The organism is Pontibacterium sp. (assembly GCF_964228735.1).
GTDB lineage: Bacteria > Pseudomonadota > Gammaproteobacteria > Pseudomonadales > Balneatricaceae > Pontibacterium.
In genome coordinates, this window is the sequence record NZ_CAXRBQ010000043.1 from 1 (window position 1) to 18,655 (window position 18,655).

The 18,655-nt window shown below is 52.9% G+C and carries 19 protein-coding genes; 8 read left to right on the forward strand and 11 right to left on the reverse strand.

Features of this window, described 5'->3' with window-relative positions; genetic code table 11:
* The 5 genes from ACEQ15_RS04365 to ACEQ15_RS04385 form a co-directional block, all read right to left on the reverse strand.
* Positions 1–431 (reverse strand): alpha/beta fold hydrolase (locus ACEQ15_RS04365; protein WP_370277837.1); only part of this gene is annotated, 431 nt, incomplete at its 3' end.
* A gap of 87 nt (positions 432–518) precedes the next feature.
* Positions 519–1,883, reverse strand: coding sequence for an adenylosuccinate lyase (gene purB, locus ACEQ15_RS04370; protein ID WP_370277838.1), 1,365 nt, complete (start codon positions 1,881–1,883; stop codon positions 519–521).
* Between the two features lie 78 nt (positions 1,884–1,961).
* Positions 1,962–2,633, reverse strand: coding sequence for a high frequency lysogenization protein HflD (hflD, locus tag ACEQ15_RS04375; protein WP_370277839.1), 672 nt, complete (start codon positions 2,631–2,633; stop codon positions 1,962–1,964).
* A complete protein-coding gene (gene mnmA / locus ACEQ15_RS04380; protein ID WP_370277840.1) occupies positions 2,633–3,754 on the reverse strand; it encodes a tRNA 2-thiouridine(34) synthase MnmA in 1,122 nt (373 codons plus the stop codon). Before mnmA ends, hflD begins: the two co-directional genes overlap by 1 nt.
* An 18-nt stretch (positions 3,755–3,772) precedes the next feature.
* The gene (locus ACEQ15_RS04385; RefSeq protein ID WP_370277841.1) at positions 3,773–4,222 is read right to left on the reverse strand and encodes an NUDIX hydrolase; all 450 of its coding nucleotides are present in this window, start codon (positions 4,220–4,222) and stop codon (positions 3,773–3,775) included.
* Positions 4,223–4,338: 116 nt separating this feature from the next.
* Between ACEQ15_RS04385 and moaE the strand changes: the two genes are divergently transcribed.
* Positions 4,339–4,797, forward strand: a complete 459-nt coding sequence (gene moaE, locus ACEQ15_RS04390; RefSeq protein WP_370277842.1) for a molybdopterin synthase catalytic subunit MoaE — start codon at positions 4,339–4,341, stop codon at positions 4,795–4,797.
* 12 nt (positions 4,798–4,809) lie between these two features.
* On the opposite strand, the gene ACEQ15_RS04395 is transcribed toward moaE, so the two are convergent.
* Entirely contained in the window at positions 4,810–5,439 is a 630-nt protein-coding gene (locus tag ACEQ15_RS04395) for a pseudouridine synthase (protein WP_370277843.1), read from the reverse strand.
* A gap of 152 nt (positions 5,440–5,591) precedes the next feature.
* Between ACEQ15_RS04395 and icd the strand changes: the two genes are divergently transcribed.
* Positions 5,592–6,845 (forward strand): NADP-dependent isocitrate dehydrogenase, encoded by a 1,254-nt coding sequence (gene icd / locus ACEQ15_RS04400; protein WP_370277844.1) that lies wholly within the window; start codon positions 5,592–5,594, stop codon positions 6,843–6,845.
* Positions 6,846–7,094: 249 nt separating this feature from the next.
* Here the strand turns inward: icd and ACEQ15_RS04405 are convergent, their stop codons facing one another.
* Entirely contained in the window at positions 7,095–7,304 is a 210-nt protein-coding gene (locus ACEQ15_RS04405) for a cold-shock protein (protein ID WP_282353107.1), read from the reverse strand.
* A 243-nt stretch (positions 7,305–7,547) separates the two neighbouring features.
* On the opposite strand from ACEQ15_RS04405, the gene clpS reads away from it, so the two are divergent.
* Positions 7,548–7,910: an ATP-dependent Clp protease adapter ClpS gene (gene clpS / locus ACEQ15_RS04410; protein WP_370277845.1), complete on the forward strand. Its 363-nt coding sequence runs from the start codon at positions 7,548–7,550 to the stop codon at positions 7,908–7,910.
* Positions 7,911–7,919: 9 nt separating this feature from the next.
* Complete coding sequence (gene clpA, locus ACEQ15_RS04415) at positions 7,920–10,175, forward strand: ATP-dependent Clp protease ATP-binding subunit ClpA (RefSeq protein WP_370277846.1); 2,256 nt, start codon at positions 7,920–7,922, stop codon at positions 10,173–10,175.
* Between the two features lie 33 nt (positions 10,176–10,208).
* On the opposite strand, the gene infA is transcribed toward clpA, so the two are convergent.
* From infA to trxB, 4 genes are all read right to left on the reverse strand, one after another.
* A complete protein-coding gene (gene infA / locus ACEQ15_RS04420; protein ID WP_027853708.1) occupies positions 10,209–10,427 on the reverse strand; it encodes a translation initiation factor IF-1 in 219 nt (72 codons plus the stop codon).
* A 123-nt stretch (positions 10,428–10,550) separates the two neighbouring features.
* Positions 10,551–11,261 (reverse strand): arginyltransferase, encoded by a 711-nt coding sequence (locus ACEQ15_RS04425; protein WP_370277847.1) that lies wholly within the window; start codon positions 11,259–11,261, stop codon positions 10,551–10,553.
* A complete protein-coding gene (gene aat / locus ACEQ15_RS04430; protein WP_370277848.1) occupies positions 11,258–11,977 on the reverse strand; it encodes a leucyl/phenylalanyl-tRNA--protein transferase in 720 nt (239 codons plus the stop codon). The genes ACEQ15_RS04425 and aat overlap by 4 nt, the downstream gene beginning before the upstream one ends.
* 39 nt (positions 11,978–12,016) lie before the next feature.
* Positions 12,017–12,973, reverse strand: coding sequence for a thioredoxin-disulfide reductase (trxB, locus tag ACEQ15_RS04435; RefSeq protein WP_370277849.1), 957 nt, complete (start codon positions 12,971–12,973; stop codon positions 12,017–12,019).
* A 559-nt stretch (positions 12,974–13,532) separates the two neighbouring features.
* On the opposite strand from trxB, the gene ACEQ15_RS04440 reads away from it, so the two are divergent.
* The 4 genes from ACEQ15_RS04440 to crcB are packed head-to-tail and all read left to right on the forward strand — an operon-like array spanning position 13,533 to position 18,648.
* Entirely contained in the window at positions 13,533–16,259 is a 2,727-nt protein-coding gene (locus tag ACEQ15_RS04440; RefSeq protein ID WP_370277850.1) for a DNA translocase FtsK, read from the forward strand.
* On the forward strand, positions 16,259–16,915 hold the full coding sequence (gene lolA / locus ACEQ15_RS04445) for an outer membrane lipoprotein chaperone LolA (protein WP_370298376.1): 657 nt from the start codon (positions 16,259–16,261) through the stop codon (positions 16,913–16,915). The genes ACEQ15_RS04440 and lolA overlap by 1 nt, the downstream gene beginning before the upstream one ends.
* A complete protein-coding gene (locus ACEQ15_RS04450; protein ID WP_370277852.1) occupies positions 16,915–18,258 on the forward strand; it encodes a replication-associated recombination protein A in 1,344 nt (447 codons plus the stop codon). Before lolA ends, ACEQ15_RS04450 begins: the two co-directional genes overlap by 1 nt.
* 18 nt (positions 18,259–18,276) lie before the next feature.
* Positions 18,277–18,648, forward strand: coding sequence for a fluoride efflux transporter CrcB (crcB, locus tag ACEQ15_RS04455; RefSeq protein WP_370277853.1), 372 nt, complete (start codon positions 18,277–18,279; stop codon positions 18,646–18,648).
* Positions 18,649–18,655: the final 7 nt, after the last annotated feature.

Consider the following 18,655-nt stretch of genomic DNA (forward strand, 5'->3'; position numbering starts at 1 on the left):
TTCGTGTCGCTTGGAAAGTCACTGTAGATGCCATGCTGCCAGCTTTCGTCGGTCACCAGCTTAGGGGACTGGTCGACAATACAGACGCCGCCCAGACGTTCAGTGCCGAACTGTCGAACGTATTCCCAGGTCGTCAGTGCCCCCATGGAGTGGCCAACCAGAACTACATCATTCAGATCATATTTCTCGATCAGCAACTGCAGGTCTTGTGCCATGGTCTGGATGTGGGTATCGCAGTCTGCCGGATACTCATGGTCACCGTGGCCACGGGCATCCCAGCAGAATACCTGGAACTCATCCGCTAGCTCGGATGCAAACGGCAGCCACTCGCGGGCGTTTGCGGTCCAGCCGTGCAGAAAGATAAGCGGGCGACCATGCCCAAGGCTGATATAGCGGATCGGAAGTCCGTCCGCAGCGATCAGTTTTTCCATTGTTGAGTCCTTTGCAGTTGCTTGCTCTGAGAGTCAGTCAGAAAAAACGGGGCACTAGGCCCCGTTTTTGTTTGGCGTTAAAAGCGCTTAGATCGCTTTCGCCTGATCGATTGCGTTGCCGATGTAGCTCTGAGGTGTCAGGGCTTTCAGCTCGTCTTTCGCTTCCTGCGGCATTTCCAGTGTGTCGATGAACGCTTGGATAGTTGCTTTGTTCATCTCCTGACCACGGGTCAGTGCCTTCAGCTTCTCGTACGGCTCTTCGATGCCGTAGCGACGCATAACGGTCTGGATCGGTTCAGCCAGAACTTCCCAGGCGTTTTCAAGATCCGCGTCCAGAACAGCCGGGTTGATCTCCAGCTTGCTGATGCCCTTCAGGGTGGATTGGTATGCAATCAGGCTGTAGCCGAAACCAACACCCATGTTACGCAGAACAGTAGAGTCGGTCAGGTCGCGCTGCCAGCGGGAGATTGGCAGTTTAGCTGCCAGGTGCTGCATAACCGCGTTAGCGATACCCAGGTTGCCTTCGGAGTTTTCGAAGTCGATTGGGTTAACCTTGTGCGGCATAGTGGAGGAGCCCACTTCGCCAGCGATGGTTTTCTGCTTGAAGTATGCCTGAGAGATGTAACCCCAGATGTCACGGTCGAAGTCGATCAGGATGGTGTTGAAGCGACATACCGCATCGAACAGCTCTGCGATGTAATCGTGTGGCTCGATCTGAGTAGTGTATGGGTTGAAAGTCAGGCCCAGGCTCTCAACAAATTCCTGTGCGTTCGCAGCCCAGTCAACATCCGGGTATGCAGACAGGTGAGCGTTGTAGTTACCAACCGCACCGTTAATCTTGCCCAGAATTTCATTGTTCTTAAGCTGTTTGATCTGGCGCTGCATACGGTATGCAACGTTCGCCATCTCTTTACCAACAGTGGTAGGGGAAGCAGTCTGACCGTGGGTACGGGACAGCATCGGCTCGGATGCGTGCTCGCGACCCAGCGCAGCGATCTCGTCGGTAACCTGCTGCATCAGTGGCAGGACAACGTCCAGGCCTTCTTTCAGCATCAGTGCGTGAGACAGGTTGTTGATGTCTTCAGAAGTACACGCGAAGTGAACGAATTCGCTCACTGCAGCCAGTTCAGCGTTGTCTGCAATGCGCTCTTTGATCAGGTACTCAACCGCTTTTACGTCGTGGTTGGTAGTGCGTTCGATCTCTTTGACACGTTCTGCTTCGGTCAGACCAAAGTTGTCGACCAGGTTGTTCAGCAGGGCGTTCGCTTCGTCGCTCAGGGCAGGAACTTCGGTGATCTGCGGGTGAGCAGCCAATTTCTGCAGCCAGCGTACTTCAACAGTTACGCGTGCTTTGATCAGGCCAAATTCACTGAATACTGCGCGAAGGTCAGCTGTTTTGCTGCCGTAGCGACCGTCAACCGGGGATACGGCTGTGAGGGCGGAAAGCTCCATGTTAATCGATCTCTTCGTTCACTGGTGAAAATCAAGGGCGGCATTATAGCGAAAAAACCGCCCTAACGGTTAGTGATGTTACGGGTTTGGATGGATTTTTTTCAGGGAAGGGCGCATGCGCGACTTGAAGAAGAACAGGTGCCAGCGCTTACCGCCTACCTGACGCCAGAGCATGGCTGCACGAATACCCGCCAGCAGCAGGCTGCGGATCTTGGCCGCGTTTTCGGCGTTTTGCAGGTGACGCGGATCACCACCCACCTGGATGCGGAAGCTGAATGTACTGATCGTTTCCTGATACAGACTGGCCAGATTGGCAATCACACTCGGGTGACAGAAGGTGGAAGGGTTATCCATCGGGTCTGCGTTTTCCGGTGCAAAGTAACGCGCCTGTTCACGAATTTGATCCAGGCGGGTGCCTACAGATTGCATCATCTCTTTGTTGCTGCTCAGTTTGCGCTCCAGATACATCATGCTCAGTGCGTAGCGCACGATGTCCTTGTTATGTTCGGAGCGCTTTTTCTCCACCAGATCCTGCATATTGCGCAAACCCAGCTGAAGGTTGTAGGGCAGGTCATGTACGCCGCCATAAATTTCTTCAGTGTTGTGCGGATTCATCACAAAGGTGCTGTACAGCGATGTTTCCAGGCTGTTTTGCGGAACCATACCACGAGTAGCGATCTGTTCCACGAGCGCTGCGGCCTGGAATAGACCGGCCAGGGCGATGGCTTGTTCGTCGTGCTGACGCGACATCAGGCCTGTTCCTCCGTTTTATTATTTTTTCCTGTATTTTCTATAACTCCGCCACCCAGGCAAATATCACCATCGTAGAAGACAACGGACTGTCCTGGGGTAATGGCGCGTTGTGGCTCGTCGAAAGCCACGAAATACTCGCCGTTTTCATTAAGGGTTACGGTGCAAGCCTGATCATCCTGACGGTAACGGATTTTGGCTTTTCCAGTAAACGGCAGCTTCGGTTCCTCGCCGCTGATCCAGAAGATTTCGGATGCGGTCAGCCAATCGGTGAACAGCAGGTCGTTCTGTTTGCCCTGTACCGCGATCAGAACGTTGCGTTTCAGGTCTTTTTCTGCCACAAACCAAGGGGCTTCCGGGTGGTTTTTCAGTCCGCCAATGTGCAGGCCCTGACGTTGCCCGATGGTGTAGTACATCAGGCCAGAATGATCACCGATCACTTCACCTTCAGGGGTCTCGATCTTGCCGGGTTGTGCCGGCAGGTACTGCTGCAGGAAGTCTTTAAAGCGACGTTCACCAATAAAGCAGATGCCGGTACTGTCTTTTTTGTTGTGGGTGATCAGGTCGTGCTCTTCCGCCAGACGACGTACTTCCGGTTTTTCCAGTTCACCCACCGGGAACAGGGTCTGAGCCAATTCTTCGGTGCCGACCTGGTGCAGGAAGTAGCTCTGGTCCTTGTTCGGGTCCAGGCCTTTCAGCAGGGCTGCTTTACCGTCTGCTTCGCCACGACGGGTGTAGTGACCGGTGGCGATCAGGTCTGCGCCCAGTTCCTTAGCGTATTCCAGGAATGCCTTGAACTTGATCTCGCGGTTACACAGGATGTCCGGGTTAGGAGTGCGGCCTGCTTTGTACTCTTCGAGGAAGTGTTCGAATACGTTATCCCAGTACTCGGCCGCAAAGTTGGCCTTGTGCAGATGGATGCCCAACTTATCACACACCGCTTGCGCATCGGCCAGGTCGTCTTTGGCTGTGCAGTATTCGGTACCGTCGTCTTCATCCCAGTTTTTCATAAACAGGCCTTCGACCTGATAACCCTGTTGCATTAGCAGCAGAGCGGATACGGAGGAATCAACGCCGCCGGACATGCCGACGATTACTTTGGTGTTTGCGGTGTCTGTCATTGAGGGATCGTTCTGTCTTTAATCCAGGTTTTCAAATACAAAATCCATTGGGTAGTTCTTACCCGCCAGATAGTCGTCGATACAGCGCAGGACTGTTGGGCTGCGCAGTCGGTCTTTTTCTGCTTCCAGTTCTTCCCGAGTAAGCCACAGTGCACGGATGATGCCTTCGTCCAGTGGGTTGTCGGGATAGTGCCTCACTGCCTCGGCAGCAAAGCATAGTCGATGATACGTGACGTTGCTGTTGGGGGATTTATAGGCGTACATTCCCACCAGATATTTCAGTTCCACTTCCCAGCCTGACTCTTCCATCGTCTCGCGCAGGGCCGCATCAGCAAACAGTTCGTTCTCTTCCAGATGACCGGCAGGCTGATTCAGTACAACACGCCCACTGGATACCTCTTCAATCATCAGGAAACGACCGTCACGCTCAACTACTGTGGCGACGGTTGCATGTGGCGTCCAACACATAGTGCTTCCTTCTACATCTTACAAAGGCGCAAAAGATAACATTAATGGTATTATTTTTCTTGTATGCGCGTTGATTAGCGTCGCAGTTAGTTAAATGATCCAGCAGAGGTATACGGATGTCCGGTACGTTTATAAAGGTACAGACCGAAGATTTTGAGATTGGCAGCCTGTCAGAGCAGGTGCGCGCAGACGATGCGACCAGCGGTGCCATTGTGACCTTTACCGGGATCGTGCGTGAGATGGAGGAGGTGGGCGACCACCTGAAGGCGCTGTATCTGGAGCACTATCCGGGTATGACTGAGAAAGCGCTGGAAAAAATCGCGGATCAGGCCCGTGAGCGCTGGGATCTCGGAAACATCATCATCGTTCACCGGGTGGGTGAGCTGCCGCTGAACGCAAATATCGTATTTGTTGGCGTAGGCAGTGCGCACCGTGATAACGCATTTCTTGCTGCGCGTTTCATTATGGATTATCTGAAGCGCGATGCGCCGTTCTGGAAAAAGGAGATTACCGGCGAGGGCGAGCAGTGGGTGGAGCAGAAGTCCACCGACATCGATGCGGCCAATGACTGGTAAGCACTGCCTTACTTAACGGCGTGGCTTCGTGCGGCGCTGTTGATGGGGTCGTCGTCCTGGTTTTTTATCACCGGGACGGCCTGAACGATTGGGCGCAGGCAGATTGATCTGCGCCTTTTTGAATTCGCCCTGATTGATGCCGTCCAGTGTCCACTGGCCGATGGCATAGCGAATCAGGCGCAGTGTCGGGAAGCCAACTGCGGCGGTCATGCGCCGTACCTGACGATTACGCCCCTCTGAAATCTTGATCTCCACCCAGCTGGTAGGCTGGTTTTTCCGCTCCCGGATTGGAGGGTTGCGAGGCCAGATGTCGGGTTCCGGCATCGCACGCGCTTTGGCCGGCCGGGTCATGCCGTCCTTCAGTTCCACGCCCTTGCGCAGCATCTCTATGGCTTCATCGCTGATCTCTCCATCAACCTGCACCCAGTAGGTTTTCTCCATCTTGAACTTTGGATGGGCCAGGTGGTGTTGCACATTGCCGTCATCGGTGAGCAGCAGCAGTCCTTCCGAATCGTAATCCAGGCGGCCGGCGGCGTAGACGCCTTTTTCCTTTACATAACTGGCCAGCGTGTCGCGGCCTTCGTTATCGGTAAATTGGGACAGAACACGAAACGGTTTGTTGAAAAGAAGAACGTTGGCCATCAATCAATCTTATGAACAGGTGGGAGTGTTGTCGCCAACGGGGTGTTGTTGGCTGTGCTATATATTACACGCTGCAAGGGATAATTCTAAGAACGCAAATGATCTGCGCTACAGAGTCTGTAATGCAGATTTCACAGGATACGGAGAAGGCTATGGGCTACCAGAATATTCAGGTTCCAGATGGACAGAAGATCACGGTAAACGAAGATTTCTCACTGAATGTACCTTTCAATCCAATCATTCCCTACATCGAAGGTGATGGCATCGGGATTGATGTATCGCCGGTGATGATCGATGTGGTGAATGCCGCTGTCGATAAGGCGTACGATGGCAAGCGCCAGATTGCATGGATGGAGGTCTATGCCGGTGAAAAGGCGACCGAAGTCTACGATCAGGATACCTGGCTGCCCGACGAGACGCTGGCAGCGTTCAAAGAGTTCAAAGTGGGTATCAAAGGTCCGCTGACCACGCCGGTTGGTGGCGGTATTCGCTCCTTGAACGTCGCGCTTCGCCAGGAGCTGGACCTGTATGTGTGTCAGCGTCCGGTTCGTTGGTTTGAGGGGGTGCCAAGTCCGGTGGTTAATCCTGGTGATGTGGACATGGTGATCTACCGTGAAAACTCTGAAGACATCTATGCCGGTGTTGAGTGGAAGGCGGGGACGCCGGAAGCGGAGAAGGTGATCAAGTTCCTCAAAGAGGAGATGGGTGTCACCAAGATTCGCTTTGACCAGATGTGTGGTATCGGTGTGAAGCCGGTCTCTGAAGAAGGGACTAAGCGCTTGGTTCGTCAGGCGTTGCAGTACTGTGTAGACAACGATCGTGAATCCCTCACTCTGGTGCATAAAGGTAATATCATGAAGTTTACCGAGGGGGCGTTCAAAGAGTGGGGCTACGAGCTGGCGCGCGATGAATTTGGCGCAGAGCTACTGGATGGCGGTCCTTGGATGAGTTTCCAGAATCCCAGAACAAATCGTGACATTGTCGTTAAAGATGTCATTGCAGATGCGATGCTACAGCAGATCCTGCTGCGCCCTGCTGAGTATGACGTTGTGGCTACCTTGAACCTCAATGGGGATTATCTCTCCGATGCGTTGGCTGCAGAGGTGGGCGGTATTGGTATCGCGCCGGGCGCTAACCTGTCGGATGATGTGGCAATCTTTGAGGCGACACATGGCACCGCGCCTAAATACGCCGGTCAGGATAAGGTGAATCCGGGGTCGGTGATTCTGTCAGCCGAGATGATGTTGCGTCATATCGGTTGGGTCGAGGCGGCTGATCTGATCATCAAGGGTATGGATGGTGCGATCTCGGCAAAAACCGTGACCTATGACTTCGAACGTTTGATGGATGGGGCGACCTTACTGTCATGCTCTGCATTTGGTGATGCGATCATCGACAATATGTAGGAGTGGGTCGTCAGTCAGCGAGTGACTGGTCAGAAACTAAAAAACCAGCCGGACGGCTGGTTTTTTTGTGGTCGAATCAGCGTTCGACGATGTGCTTAATGACGATGAATCCAGAATTTAACGCTTTCTATATTTGTATGCCGTTGGTTGTAACCTGGTGTATTGGGTGGTGCCAGGCCGCTTCCAAGCCACGATCTATTCTTTGCCTCAAAGCATTTGTTGTAATTTGAATCGAAACTACCTGATCTATCAGGTGGTGAGCGGGCGGATGTTTACAGCGTGCAGGCCTTTGGGGCCAGGCTCTGTATCAAATTCCACGGTTTGCCCGGCCTTCAGGCTTTTGTAGCCTTCAGTTTGGATGGCCGAGTAATGCGCAAAGAGATCCTCGTTATGCTCTTCAGAGAGGATGAAGCCATAACCCTTAGCATTGTTGAACCACTTTACTTTCCCTGTCTGCATAGAAAGACTCCTAATATCCAGATCCAGTGATGATGAAGAATGCGTATGCAAACCTCAACTGCTGCCCTCGGTGCTGTTAAAATATAGTTTAAGAGGACCGCAAATTCCTTTACGTCTTCGCAGGGACACCAGATACTCATCACTCCTGCTGCGAACAATTATAGCATGCAGAATTCGGTCATGTGGATAGGCGTGCAATTAATGTTCAATTGTTTATTGATTTACCCTAAAAGACAGATTTTCATGGAAAACACAAACTTACTGAATACTATTCGCCTGTCGAATGAACCTTCAGACGGCGAAGACTACCCGGATCATGGGGTAGTCACAGAGGAGGCTAAACCCGCGTTAAAGAGGCCTTCGATGTACCGTGTCGTGCTGATGAACGACGATTACACGCCGATGGATTTTGTTGTAGAGGTGTTGATGGCGTTCTTTAACATGAACGAAGAAAAAGCCACTCAGGTGATGTTGGCCGTACATACACAAGGAAAAGGTGTCTGTGGCGTCTATACTCGTGATGTAGCCGAAACTAAAGCTGCGATGGTGAATCAATATGCAAGAGATAATAAACATCCCTTGCTGTGTGAAATTGAAAGTGTATAGGGGGCCGCTATGCTGAACCGAGAGCTTGAAGATACGCTCAGTGCAGCCTTCAAAGCCGCAAAGGAGAAACGGCACGAATTTATGACGGTCGAGCATTTGCTGTTGGCGTTGCTGGATAATCGTGCCGCAACCGATGTGCTGAATGCGTGTGGAGCTGATGTGGAGAAGCTTCGCCAGACCTTGGCTGATTTTATTGACGAAACAACACCCCTGTTACCTGACGATATTCCTAACATCGAAACGCAGCCTACACTCGGCTTCCAGCGTGTATTGCAGCGAGCGGTGTTTCACGTGCAGTCATCCGGCAAAAGTGAGGTGACAGGCGCAAACGTCCTGGTAGCAATTTTTAGTGAACAGGAAAGTCAGGCAGTATTTGTACTTCAGCAGCAGGGCGTGGAGCGCATTGATGCTGTGAACTACATCTCGCACGGTATCTCTCGTGTGTCTGATCATCAGCATGACGCAAGTGAAGCCAGTGTAGAGGGTGAGGCAAAGGAAGATGCTGAGAAGAGCCCGCTGGCCAAATACGCGGTTAACCTGAACGTGGAAGCATCCCAGGGTCGCATTGATCCGTTGGTGGGTCGTGACTCCGAGGTTGAGCGTGTTATCCAGATCTTGTCTCGCCGCCGCAAGAATAACCCGTTGCTGGTGGGTGAAGCAGGTGTTGGTAAAACGGCCATTGCTGAAGGTCTTGCCAAACGGATTGTTGAGCAGCAGGTGCCGGAAATCATTTCCGAATCTGTTGTGTACTCTCTGGATCTGGGTGCACTGCTTGCGGGGACCAAATACCGTGGTGATTTTGAGAAACGTCTGAAGGCGCTATTAAGCGAAATTCGTCGCCAGGAACACGCCATTCTGTTTATCGATGAAATTCATACCATCATCGGTGCCGGTGCGGCGTCGGGTGGTTCTATGGATGCATCGAACCTGTTGAAACCGTTACTGAGTTCCGGTGCGATCCGTTGTATCGGGTCTACAACCTTCCAGGAATTCCGCGGTATCTTCGAAAAAGACCGTGCGCTGGCTCGTCGTTTCCAGAAAGTCGATATTCTGGAACCGACTGTAGAAGATACTTATCAGATCCTGAAAGGTCTGAAAGGGCGCTTCGAAGAGCATCACGAGATCGAATACGAGGATGAAGCGTTGCGCGCTGCGTCCGAGCTTGCTGATCGTTATATCAACGATAAGCATATGCCGGATAAAGCGATCGACGTGATTGATGAAGCGGGCGCCTATCAGCGCTTGTTGCCGCAGGAGCTGCGCAAGAAAGTTATTGGTGTTGAGGACGTGGAAACGGTTGTCGCTAAGATTGCCCGTATTCCACCGAAGAGTGTCTCTGCATCTGATAAGGATCTGCTCGCGAAGCTGGATAAGAACCTGAAAATGGTTGTGCTGGGGCAGGATGAGGCGATTGATACGCTGGCCGCGGCTATCAAGCTGTCTCGTGCGGGTCTGAAGGAGCCTAACAAGCCTGTTGGTAGCTTCCTCTTCTCTGGTCCAACCGGTGTCGGTAAGACCGAGGTAACTACCCAGTTGGCACGCCTGATGGGTATCGAACTGGTGCGTTTCGACATGTCCGAGTACATGGAGCGCCACACCGTATCACGTCTGATTGGTGCGCCTCCTGGCTACGTGGGCTACGACCAGGGTGGTCTGCTGACTGAAGCGATTACCAAGTCGCCACACTGTGTGCTGCTGCTCGATGAGATTGAGAAGGCGCATCCTGAAGTCTTCAACCTGCTACTGCAGGTGATGGATAACGGTACGTTGACCGATAACAACGGGCGAAAAGCCGATTTCCGTAACGTGATTCTGGTGATGACCACCAACGCAGGTGCGGAGCAGATGGCACGCAACTCCATCGGTTTCTCTAAGCAGGATCATACCCACGACGGTATGGAAGCGATTCGCAAACTGTTTACACCGGAATTCCGCAACCGTCTGGATGGCATTATTCAGTTTAAAGCGCTGGATGCAGATATCATCAAAGGTGTGGTTGATAAGTTCCTCACCGAGCTGCAGGTTCAGCTGGATGATAAGCAGGTTGTCCTTCATATGGATGATGCGGCTCGAGGTTGGTTTGCTGAACATGGTTATGACCAGCAGATGGGCGCACGTCCAATGAAACGTCTGATCCAGGAAAAACTGAAGAAGCCGCTGGCAGAGATGATTCTGTTTGGCGAGCTTGCTGAGGAGGGCGGTGATGTTGCGATTACCGTCGGGGAAGACGGAGAGTTGAATCTGGAGGTTATGGAGGCAGCCTGATGGCTGCCCCCATGAACTCGGTCGGGCGAAGGATTAACGTGCGCGGTAAACGATACGTCCTTTGCTCAGGTCGTAAGGGGTCAACTCGACCTTAACCTTGTCACCGGTCAGGATGCGGATGTAGTTTTTACGCATCTTACCGGAGATGTGCGCTGTAACAACGTGACCGTTTTCCAGCTCCACACGAAACATCGTGTTCGGAAGCGTATCGACCACGGTGCCTTCCATTTCAATGCTATCTTCTTTAGCCATTCAGTAGCTACCTCTTGAGGCTTTGCAGAACCAAACCCGTTTTTTTAAAGCGCCGTATTGTGCCTGAAATCTTCAGGCATATCAAAGAGATTATAGAAAACGGGAAGGGGATTTTTGTTGCAGTTATGTGATGGAAACCCAGTGACCATCAAGTAACAGTTCAATTGGTCGGAACATGATCTTGTAGTTCATTTTCCGGCACTCACGTACCCAGTAACCCAGATAAACGTATTGCAGGTGGCGGCGCTTGGTTTCAGCGATCTGCCAAAGGATGCAATAGGTACCCAGGCTCCGTTTTTCTTCATCGGGTTCGTAAAAAGTGTAGATAGGCGAGAGGCCTTGATCCAGTTCGTCGCAGACAGCGATCGCCAGAAGTCTGTTATTCGTGTCGCGAAACTCAAAAAAGATTGTGTCTTGAGCACCGTCCACCAGAAATGAGGTGAATTGATCGATGCTCGGAGGGTACATATCACCGTCTTTGTGTCGCAGTGTGATATACCGGGCATACAGATCGTAGTATTCCTGAGTGAACTGTGGTGTTACGGCGCGGAAGGACAGGTCACGGTTTTTTGCCATGACGCGCTTCTGGCTTTTGCTTGGGGCGAATACGTCTGCGGGGATGCGGACTGAGATGCATGCCTGGCAGTCCTTGCAGTGTGGCCGGTAGATGTGGCCGCCGCTGCGCCTGAAGCCCAGATCGGATAGCTGACTGTAGGTGTCCTTGGTGATGACCGCGTGTGGGTCAACAAACAGGGTTTTGGCCTGTCGGTCCTTCAGATAGCTGCAATCGTGTTCTGGCGTTGCGTAAAAGTGCAAGGTCTTCAGGTTTGTCATCTAATAGGAGCCTCCCCGAAGCTAAGTTCTTCCGGATTAAACACCCAATCGTGGCCGGGGGTAAGATCCAGATATTTGTTCAGGTAACGCTTAAACTCCGCCCTGGGAATCTCTTTTGCGCCGAGACTTTTCAGGTGGTTGTTGCTTACCTGACAGTCGATTAAAGCATAGCCCCAGATTTGCAGTTGTTCGACCATGAGTGTAAACGCAATCTTTGATGCGTCGGTTTCACGGCTGAACATCGATTCGCCAAAAAACATTTTACCCATGGCGAGGCCGTAGAGGCCGCCGACCAGCTTTCCATCGATGCGTAGCTCGACAGAGTGGGCGATGCCCTGGCGGAACAGTTCGCAGTAGGCGCCTTTCATGGCACGGGTGATCCAGGTGCCGTCGCCATTGGACCGCGGCTCGGCGCAAGCGTCAACGACCGCTTCGAAATCTGTGTCAAAGCTGACTTCGTAGTCTCTTTTGCGCATGCGTTTGCGCAAGCTGCGGGAAACATGGAGTTGTCCGGGGAATACAACGCAGCGGGGGTCCGGGCTCCACCATAGAATGGGTTCGCCCTGGTTGTACCACGGGAATATGCCCTGTCGGTACGCTTCTTTCAGTCGTGCGGGACTCAGGTCGCCTCCGGCTGCAAGCAGGCCGTTGGGCTCCTTTAGTGCGGTATGAATAGCAGGGAAGCTATTTGATTCGATGTCTAACCAAGCGATCATATTTCGCCAGAAAAGCGGGCGCTGGGCGCCCGCCGTTCCTTACTTCTCCAGGCTGTCCAGGAAGCGCTCTGCATCCAGTGCTGCCATGCAGCCAAAGCCGGCAGATGTGATCGCCTGACGGTAGATGTGGTCAGCCACGTCGCCAGCGGCGAATACACCCTCAACGGAAGTCTGGGTTGCATTGCCTTCAGTGCCGCTGTGGATCTTCAGGTAGCCGTCTTTCATGTCTAGCTGACCTTCGAAGATGTCGGTGTTTGGTTTGTGACCGATCGCAACGAAGATGCCGGACAGTTCCAGTTCCTGAGTTGCATCGCCGTTAGACTCTTTGATGCGCATGCCGGTAACACCCATCTCGTCACCCAGGACTTCGTCCAGCTGGTGGTTCCAGATGATGTTGATGTTGCCGTTCTCTGCGCGTTCAAACAGTTTGTCCTGCAGGATCTTCTCGCAACGCAGGGTATCGCGGCGGTGGATCAGGGTTACTTCCGCAGCGATGTTGGACAGGTACAGCGCTTCTTCAACTGCGGTGTTACCGCCGCCGATTACCGCTACTTTCTGACCGCGGTAGAAGAAACCGTCACAGGTTGCACACGCGGATACACCTTTACCTTTGAACGCTTCTTCAGATTCCAGACCCAGGTACTGGGCGGAAGCGCCGGTGCAGATAATCAGTGCGTCACAGGTGTACTCGCCCATGTCGCCTTTCAGGCGGAATGGACGGTTTTTCAGGTCAGTTTCGTTGATGTGATCGAACAGTACCTGAGTGTTGAAACGCTCGGCGTGAGCCTGCATGCGCTGCATCAGTTCAGGGCCCTGAACACCGTCAACATCACCCGGCCAGTTGTCTACGTCAGTAGTTGTGGTCAGCTGACCACCAGCCTGCATGCCGGTGATAACGACAGGGTTAAGGTTGGCACGTGCTGCGTATACAGCGGCAGTGTAACCGGCTGGACCGGAGCCCAGAATAATCAAACGGTGATGTTGTACTTCGCTCATGGTCATCCAAAAATCTGAGAGGTTGGGTTATCGCGAAAGGATAGGGGCGAAAAGTAAATTTTCAAGGCTGGACAGCAAATTTATTTCAGATCAATTTCTTTTGAGTTAATAGCCTTTTAAGGAATATGTAAATAATTTAACCAGTGTTGCTTGATTAATGACCGGTAGAGCCAAAAACTGCCTTGGTCGTGTGAGAAGGGTGCGCCTGTCCTGCCCTATCGCATTCCCGTAACCGTGCTACTTTATGTTATGGTCTTAGGGCCTGTTAATACTCACTTTTTTGTTACTGCTGGAGGCCATTTTTGTCTCCAGCCAGGCGAAATGAGTGAGGTTTAGTTATTCTAAATAAGCGAATTTCAACGCAGTGGGAGGCAAAAATGGCCCCAGCCCTTCGGGTTGAGGCTAAAAAAACGCCCCTCATTGTTGCTCGTCTCTCAATTGGAATGACCAAGTCACGCTCCTCGCGCCTCGATGGGCGCTTTTTTAGTCACAACAGTGACAACCAAGTGAGTGTTAAAAGGCCCGGTAGTTGTAAGAGCTTGAAAGTGGAGTGTTTCTGTTGAATTTGACCGACAAGGATCAGCTGCTTGAATTTCCGTCGTTGCTAGCGCGTGTTTTCAAGGAATCGGCACTGATCGTCATCATCGGTATCTGTCTGTTTTTGTTCCTGGCACTGTTGGGGTATGACCCGCGTGATCCTGGATGGTCCCATCTGGGCTATCAGCCTGAAGTCCGTAACTATACGGGCAAAGTGGGGGCGTGGTTGGCAGATCTTTCTTTGTCAGCGGTGGGTATTGCCGCATATCTGATTCCTGTAGTGATCTGTGTACCGGCCGTTCGCTTGTTGATGCGTAAAAACGTCGGTCTGATGGACGCTGTTCCCTATTTTATTTTGCGTTCGGTGGGTGCGCTTCTGTTGCTTGCCTGTGCCGCAGCGATCGCTTCGACCCATCTGGATAACCAGGGGATGCAACTGCCTTTCTCTGCCGGCGGTTTATTGGGTGAGGCGCTGTCCGATCAATTTGTTGATCTGTTCAGTATTGTGGGCAGTTCAGTCCTGTTGTTTACCCTGTTTCTCTTTGGCTGCACGTTATTTGTCGAAGCGTCCTGGGGGCGTGTGCTGGAGTTTATAGGCCAAGGGGTCGTGAACGGCGTAGAGAAAGCACGGGAGCGTTCCAGTGCCCTGGCTGCTCGCCGAGGCGAAAATGCCGACTATGAAGAATACGAAGAATATGATGAGCACGATGAGGAGTACGCCGACGATGTTCGGGCAGAAGCAGAAGTTCCTGTACTCAAGCCTTCTGATTCACGTCCGGTAACCTCGTCTAGTGCCGTTACAAAAGATGATCCGTTGCTGAGCGCCCGCCGTTCAGCCGCAGTTGATCGTCAGGAACCTGAGCGCATTGAGCCAAGTTTTGGCACAACGGATAGAGCTCCCGTACGTAAAGACGTGTCGAAACCTCAGGAAGCTCAGATTCGTAAGCCGGAACGTGAAGCGGTTGCCGTTGTTGAAGATGATGTGCCGTTTGAACCGTCACCAAACAGCCAGCCGGAGTATGTTCAACCTGTTCAGAAGCACGCACCTGTTCAGGATGCGGCACCTGAAGCCGAGATGGTTGAAGCACCGGTGTCTGATCCTTCCGCTGGCCTGATGAACAAAAACTCGCCGGATGGTCAGAAAAACCTACGTATTGTACCGCTGTCTGAGACCCATAAACCGATGCAGGACAAAGATCTGGGGCTGGAGCCTGAGGCACAGGGCAGCAGCCGACCTGCACGACCGAAAATGCGTATCCCATCGTTGGATCAGCTGGATCCGCCTGCACTGAATCAAAGTGCAGGCTACTCACCGGAACAGCTCGAGCACATGTCGCGGTTGCTGGAAGCGAAGTTGAAAGACTTCAACGTGGTCGCGGAAGTGGTTGAAGTGAATCCAGGCCCGGTGATTACCCGTTTTGAGATTCAGCCTGCGCCCGGTGTGAAGGCGAGCAAGATTACCAACCTCGCGAAAGACCTGGCACGCTCCATGGCGGTGAGCAGTGTACGTGTTGTAGAGGTGATTGCCGGTAAGTCGGTGATGGGTATTGAGATCCCGAATGAAGAGCGCCAGACGGTGAGCCTCAGTGAGGTGCTGAACTCCAAGCCGTATCTGGAAGCGTCGTCGAAACTGACACTGGGCCTGGGTAACGACATTGCCGGTAACCCGGTCGTGGCTAACCTGGCGAAGATGCCCCACCTGTTGGTGGCCGGTACAACCGGTTCCGGTAAATCGGTGGGCGTGAACGCCATGCTGCTGAGTTTGCTGTTCAAAGCGACACCCGACGAAGTGCGTCTGATGATGGTCGATCCGAAGATGCTGGAGCTGTCCATCTATGACGGCATCCCACACCTGCTGACGCCGGTTATCACCGACATGAAAGATGCAGCCGCAGGCTTGCGCTGGTGTGTGGGTGAGATGGAGGAGCGCTACCGCCTGATGGCGAAGATGGGCGTGCGTAACATTGCAGGCTTTAACGACAAGATCGAAAAAGCCCGTAAAGAGGGCAACCCGCTGAAAGATCCACTCTGGAACCCGGAAGAGTACGGTATGCCTGCCGACTCCCCTGCGCCGGAGCTGAAACCGTTGCCGTACATCGTGGTGGTGGTTGATGAGTTCGCCGACATGATGATGATTGTCGGTAAGAAGGTTGAAGAACTGATCGCCCGTATCGCACAGAAAGCACGTGCAGCGGGTATTCACCTGATTCTGGCAACTCAACGACCATCGGTGGATGTGATTACCGGCTTGATCAAAGCCAACATCCCGACCCGTATTGCGTTCCAGGTATCGTCCAAGATCGATTCCCGTACCATTCTGGATCAGGCAGGTGCCGAGCACCTATTGGGCTGGGGTGACATGCTCTACCTGCCAGCCGGTACCAGTATTCCAAACCGTGTTCACGGTGCGTTTGTGTCCGATGACGAGGTTCATCGTGTGGTGGAAGCCTGGAAGAAAGTGGGGCCACCAAACTTTGTTGATGAAATTCTGAACGCCGACAGCGGTGATTCAGTCATAACCGGTTCAGGTGGATTGTTCGATGATGAGCAGGATCCACTTTATGATGAAGCGGTGGCGTTTGTGACTGAAACCCGTAAGGCTTCGATCTCCAGCGTACAGCGTAAGCTGAAGATTGGTTACAACCGATCGGCGCGTATGATCGAGGCGATGGAAGCGGCTGGCGTGGTGAGTACCGCGGGCAGCAATGGGCAGCGTGAAGTATTGGCGCCACCACCGGTTAGGGATTAATGATGATTACCTTTTTTAAAAAAGCATGTATTACCGCGACGCTTATCGTTTCTACGGTGGGTATTGCAACGTTCGCACAGGCAGAAACCGCCAGCGAGCAGTTAAAAGCCTTGCTGGATGGTTACAACACCTTCAGTGCGGAGTTTTCACAGATCGCCTCCGCAGATCAGGGGAGCCGTGTGCAGGAATCCACCGGAAGCCTGCAGGTGGCTAAACCCAACAAGTTCCGCTGGACCAGCAACGAACCTTACCCGCAAGTTATCGTAGGTGACGGTACCTACATCTGGGTGCATGACCCAGACCTGGAGCAGGTGACACGTAAACCCGCTCAGAATGGAACAACCAGTGCTCCTGCGCTGATTCTGAACGGTCAGATTAAAGAGCTGGAACAGCAGTTCAACATTGCCGGTGGTGAAGCGTCCGATCTGGGTGACCAGTTGTTTGAGCTGTTGCCGCTGACCGAACAGAACACCTTCAAGCGTATCCGTCTGTTTTTTGCCGGTGAAAAGATCTCAGAGCTGATGCTGGAAGATACGCTGGGGCAGCGCACCACCATCGTGTTCCAGAATCAGCAGATCAATCCGGAATTTGCGGCGGATCAGTTCCAGTTTGTGCTGCCCGAAGGTGCCGACCTGATCCTGGATAGTGAAATCTGATGGACGATCTGTTCGGCGCCCCGCAACAGGTTTACGAGCCACTGGCCGCACGCATGCGTCCGGTGAGCCTCGAAGACTACGCGGGGCAATCTCACCTCTTGGCGAAGGGTAAACCGCTGCGTACTGCGTTGGAGCAGGGCGCCGCGCACTCGATGCTGTTCTGGGGGCCGCCTGGGGTGGGTAAAACGACCCTGGCGAAACTGATTGCTCATCACGTTGATGCGCACTTCATGACCTTGTCGGCGGTGCTGTCTGGTGTGAAGGATATCCGTGCCGCGGTGGAGCAGGCCAAGCAGGTGCAGATGCAGTCTGGTCGCAAGACCATCCTGTTTGTGGACGAGGTGCACCGTTTTAACAAATCCCAGCAAGATGCGTTTCTGCCTTACATCGAAGACGGCACGATTATCTTTGTGGGCGCCACTACGGAAAATCCCTCTTTCGAACTCAATAATGCACTGTTATCCCGTGCCCGCGTTTACCTCCTGCGTAGCCTTGAGGTAGAGGATATTCGTGGTGTAATCGATCGGGCGCTGGCGGATAAAGAGCGTGGTCTTGGCGGTCGTGATCTGGTAATCGCTGAAGGCCTATTGGACAAGCTCGCTGTTGCCGCCGATGGCGATGCCCGTCGGGCACTCAATCTGTTGGAGATCGCTTCAGACCTCGCGCAATCCACCGAGCTGGGCGAAGTTGTGGATGATGCCGTAATGGAGGAGGTTTTACGCTCCACCGGCCGCCGCTACGATAAGCAGGGCGATCTCTATTACGACATGATCTCCGCCTTCCACAAATCAGTACGAGGCTCGTCTCCGGACGGAGCGCTGTACTGGTGTTGCCGCATGCTGGATGGAGGTTGTGATCCGCTTTACATTGCCCGGCGCCTGGTGGCAATCGCCTCTGAAGATATCGGTAATGCCGACCCTCGGGCGATGCAGGTGGTATTGTCTGCCTGGGATGCGTTTGAGCGCGTAGGACCTGCGGAGGGCGAGCGGGCGATTGCCCAGGCTGCAGTCTACTGCGCCTGTGCTCCTAAAAGTAATGCACTCTATATGGCTTACAACCAGTGTCGGGCGGATGTGGCATCGCAACCGGGGTATGATGTCCCCGAGCACCTGCGCAACGCGCCCACCTCGCTGATGAAAGATCTGGGGTATGGCGCCGAGTACCGCTATGCGCATAACGAACCGGGTGCCTACGCTGCCGGTGAAAACTACCTGCCTCCGGAACTGGCTGACCAGCGCTGGTATGTACCGGAAGAGCGTGGATTAGAGATCAAGATCGCTGAAAAGCTTAAATACCTTCGTGGGCTGGATGCGGAGAGTCCCCAGCAGCGTTACAAAAAATAGTGTGTAAGGATTGATGCTATGCAAAGCCTAATCGCTGTAGCCGTTGGTGGTGCGTTCGGTGCACTAGCCCGTTATGGATTGAGTCTGATGCTCAATAACGTCGAGCATAAAATCCAATTTGGCACGCTGGCGTGTAACGTGATTGGTTCCTTCCTGATGGGTGTCCTGTTTGTGCTGATTCTGGAAAAAGAGCACTGGAGCCCGGAGTTGCGCCCCCTGTTGATGGTGGGTTTTATGGGTGCTTTCACAACTTTTTCCACGTTTTCGCTCGAAACCGTCGCCATGCTTAGCGAAGGGCATGTTATGTGGGCGGCGATTTATATATTATTAAGCGTCATTTTATGTATCACCGCCCTGGCTGGCGGTTTGTGGTTTACACGCTTGTTTTAAAACTAAG

Excerpts from the sequence above, each read along its gene's own strand:
- aat (WP_370277848.1), bottom strand. The coding sequence starts at position 11,977 with ATGATCGCTTGGTTAGACATCGAATCAAATAGCTTCCCTGCTATTCAT.
- hflD (WP_370277839.1), bottom strand. The coding sequence starts at position 2,633 with ATGTCGCGTCAGCACGACGAACAAGCCATCGCCCTGGCCGGTCTATTC.
- mnmA (WP_370277840.1), bottom strand. The coding sequence starts at position 3,754 with ATGACAGACACCGCAAACACCAAAGTAATCGTCGGCATGTCCGGCGGC.
- clpA (WP_370277846.1), top strand. The coding sequence starts at position 7,920 with ATGCTGAACCGAGAGCTTGAAGATACGCTCAGTGCAGCCTTCAAAGCC.
- icd (WP_370277844.1), top strand. The coding sequence starts at position 5,592 with ATGGGCTACCAGAATATTCAGGTTCCAGATGGACAGAAGATCACGGTA.
- crcB (WP_370277853.1), top strand. The coding sequence starts at position 18,277 with ATGCAAAGCCTAATCGCTGTAGCCGTTGGTGGTGCGTTCGGTGCACTA.
- ACEQ15_RS04405 (WP_282353107.1), bottom strand. The coding sequence starts at position 7,304 with ATGCAGACAGGGAAAGTAAAGTGGTTCAACAATGCTAAGGGTTATGGC.
- ACEQ15_RS04395 (WP_370277843.1), bottom strand. The coding sequence starts at position 5,439 with ATGGCCAACGTTCTTCTTTTCAACAAACCGTTTCGTGTTCTGTCCCAA.
- ACEQ15_RS04425 (WP_370277847.1), bottom strand. The coding sequence starts at position 11,261 with ATGACAAACCTGAAGACCTTGCACTTTTACGCAACGCCAGAACACGAT.
- ACEQ15_RS04450 (WP_370277852.1), top strand. The coding sequence starts at position 16,915 with ATGGACGATCTGTTCGGCGCCCCGCAACAGGTTTACGAGCCACTGGCC.
- purB (WP_370277838.1), bottom strand. The coding sequence starts at position 1,883 with ATGGAGCTTTCCGCCCTCACAGCCGTATCCCCGGTTGACGGTCGCTAC.
- trxB (WP_370277849.1), bottom strand. The coding sequence starts at position 12,973 with ATGAGCGAAGTACAACATCACCGTTTGATTATTCTGGGCTCCGGTCCA.
- moaE (WP_370277842.1), top strand. The coding sequence starts at position 4,339 with ATGTCCGGTACGTTTATAAAGGTACAGACCGAAGATTTTGAGATTGGC.
- infA (WP_027853708.1), bottom strand. The coding sequence starts at position 10,427 with ATGGCTAAAGAAGATAGCATTGAAATGGAAGGCACCGTGGTCGATACG.
- clpS (WP_370277845.1), top strand. The coding sequence starts at position 7,548 with ATGGAAAACACAAACTTACTGAATACTATTCGCCTGTCGAATGAACCT.
- ACEQ15_RS04385 (WP_370277841.1), bottom strand. The coding sequence starts at position 4,222 with ATGTGTTGGACGCCACATGCAACCGTCGCCACAGTAGTTGAGCGTGAC.
- lolA (WP_370298376.1), top strand. The coding sequence starts at position 16,259 with ATGATGATTACCTTTTTTAAAAAAGCATGTATTACCGCGACGCTTATC.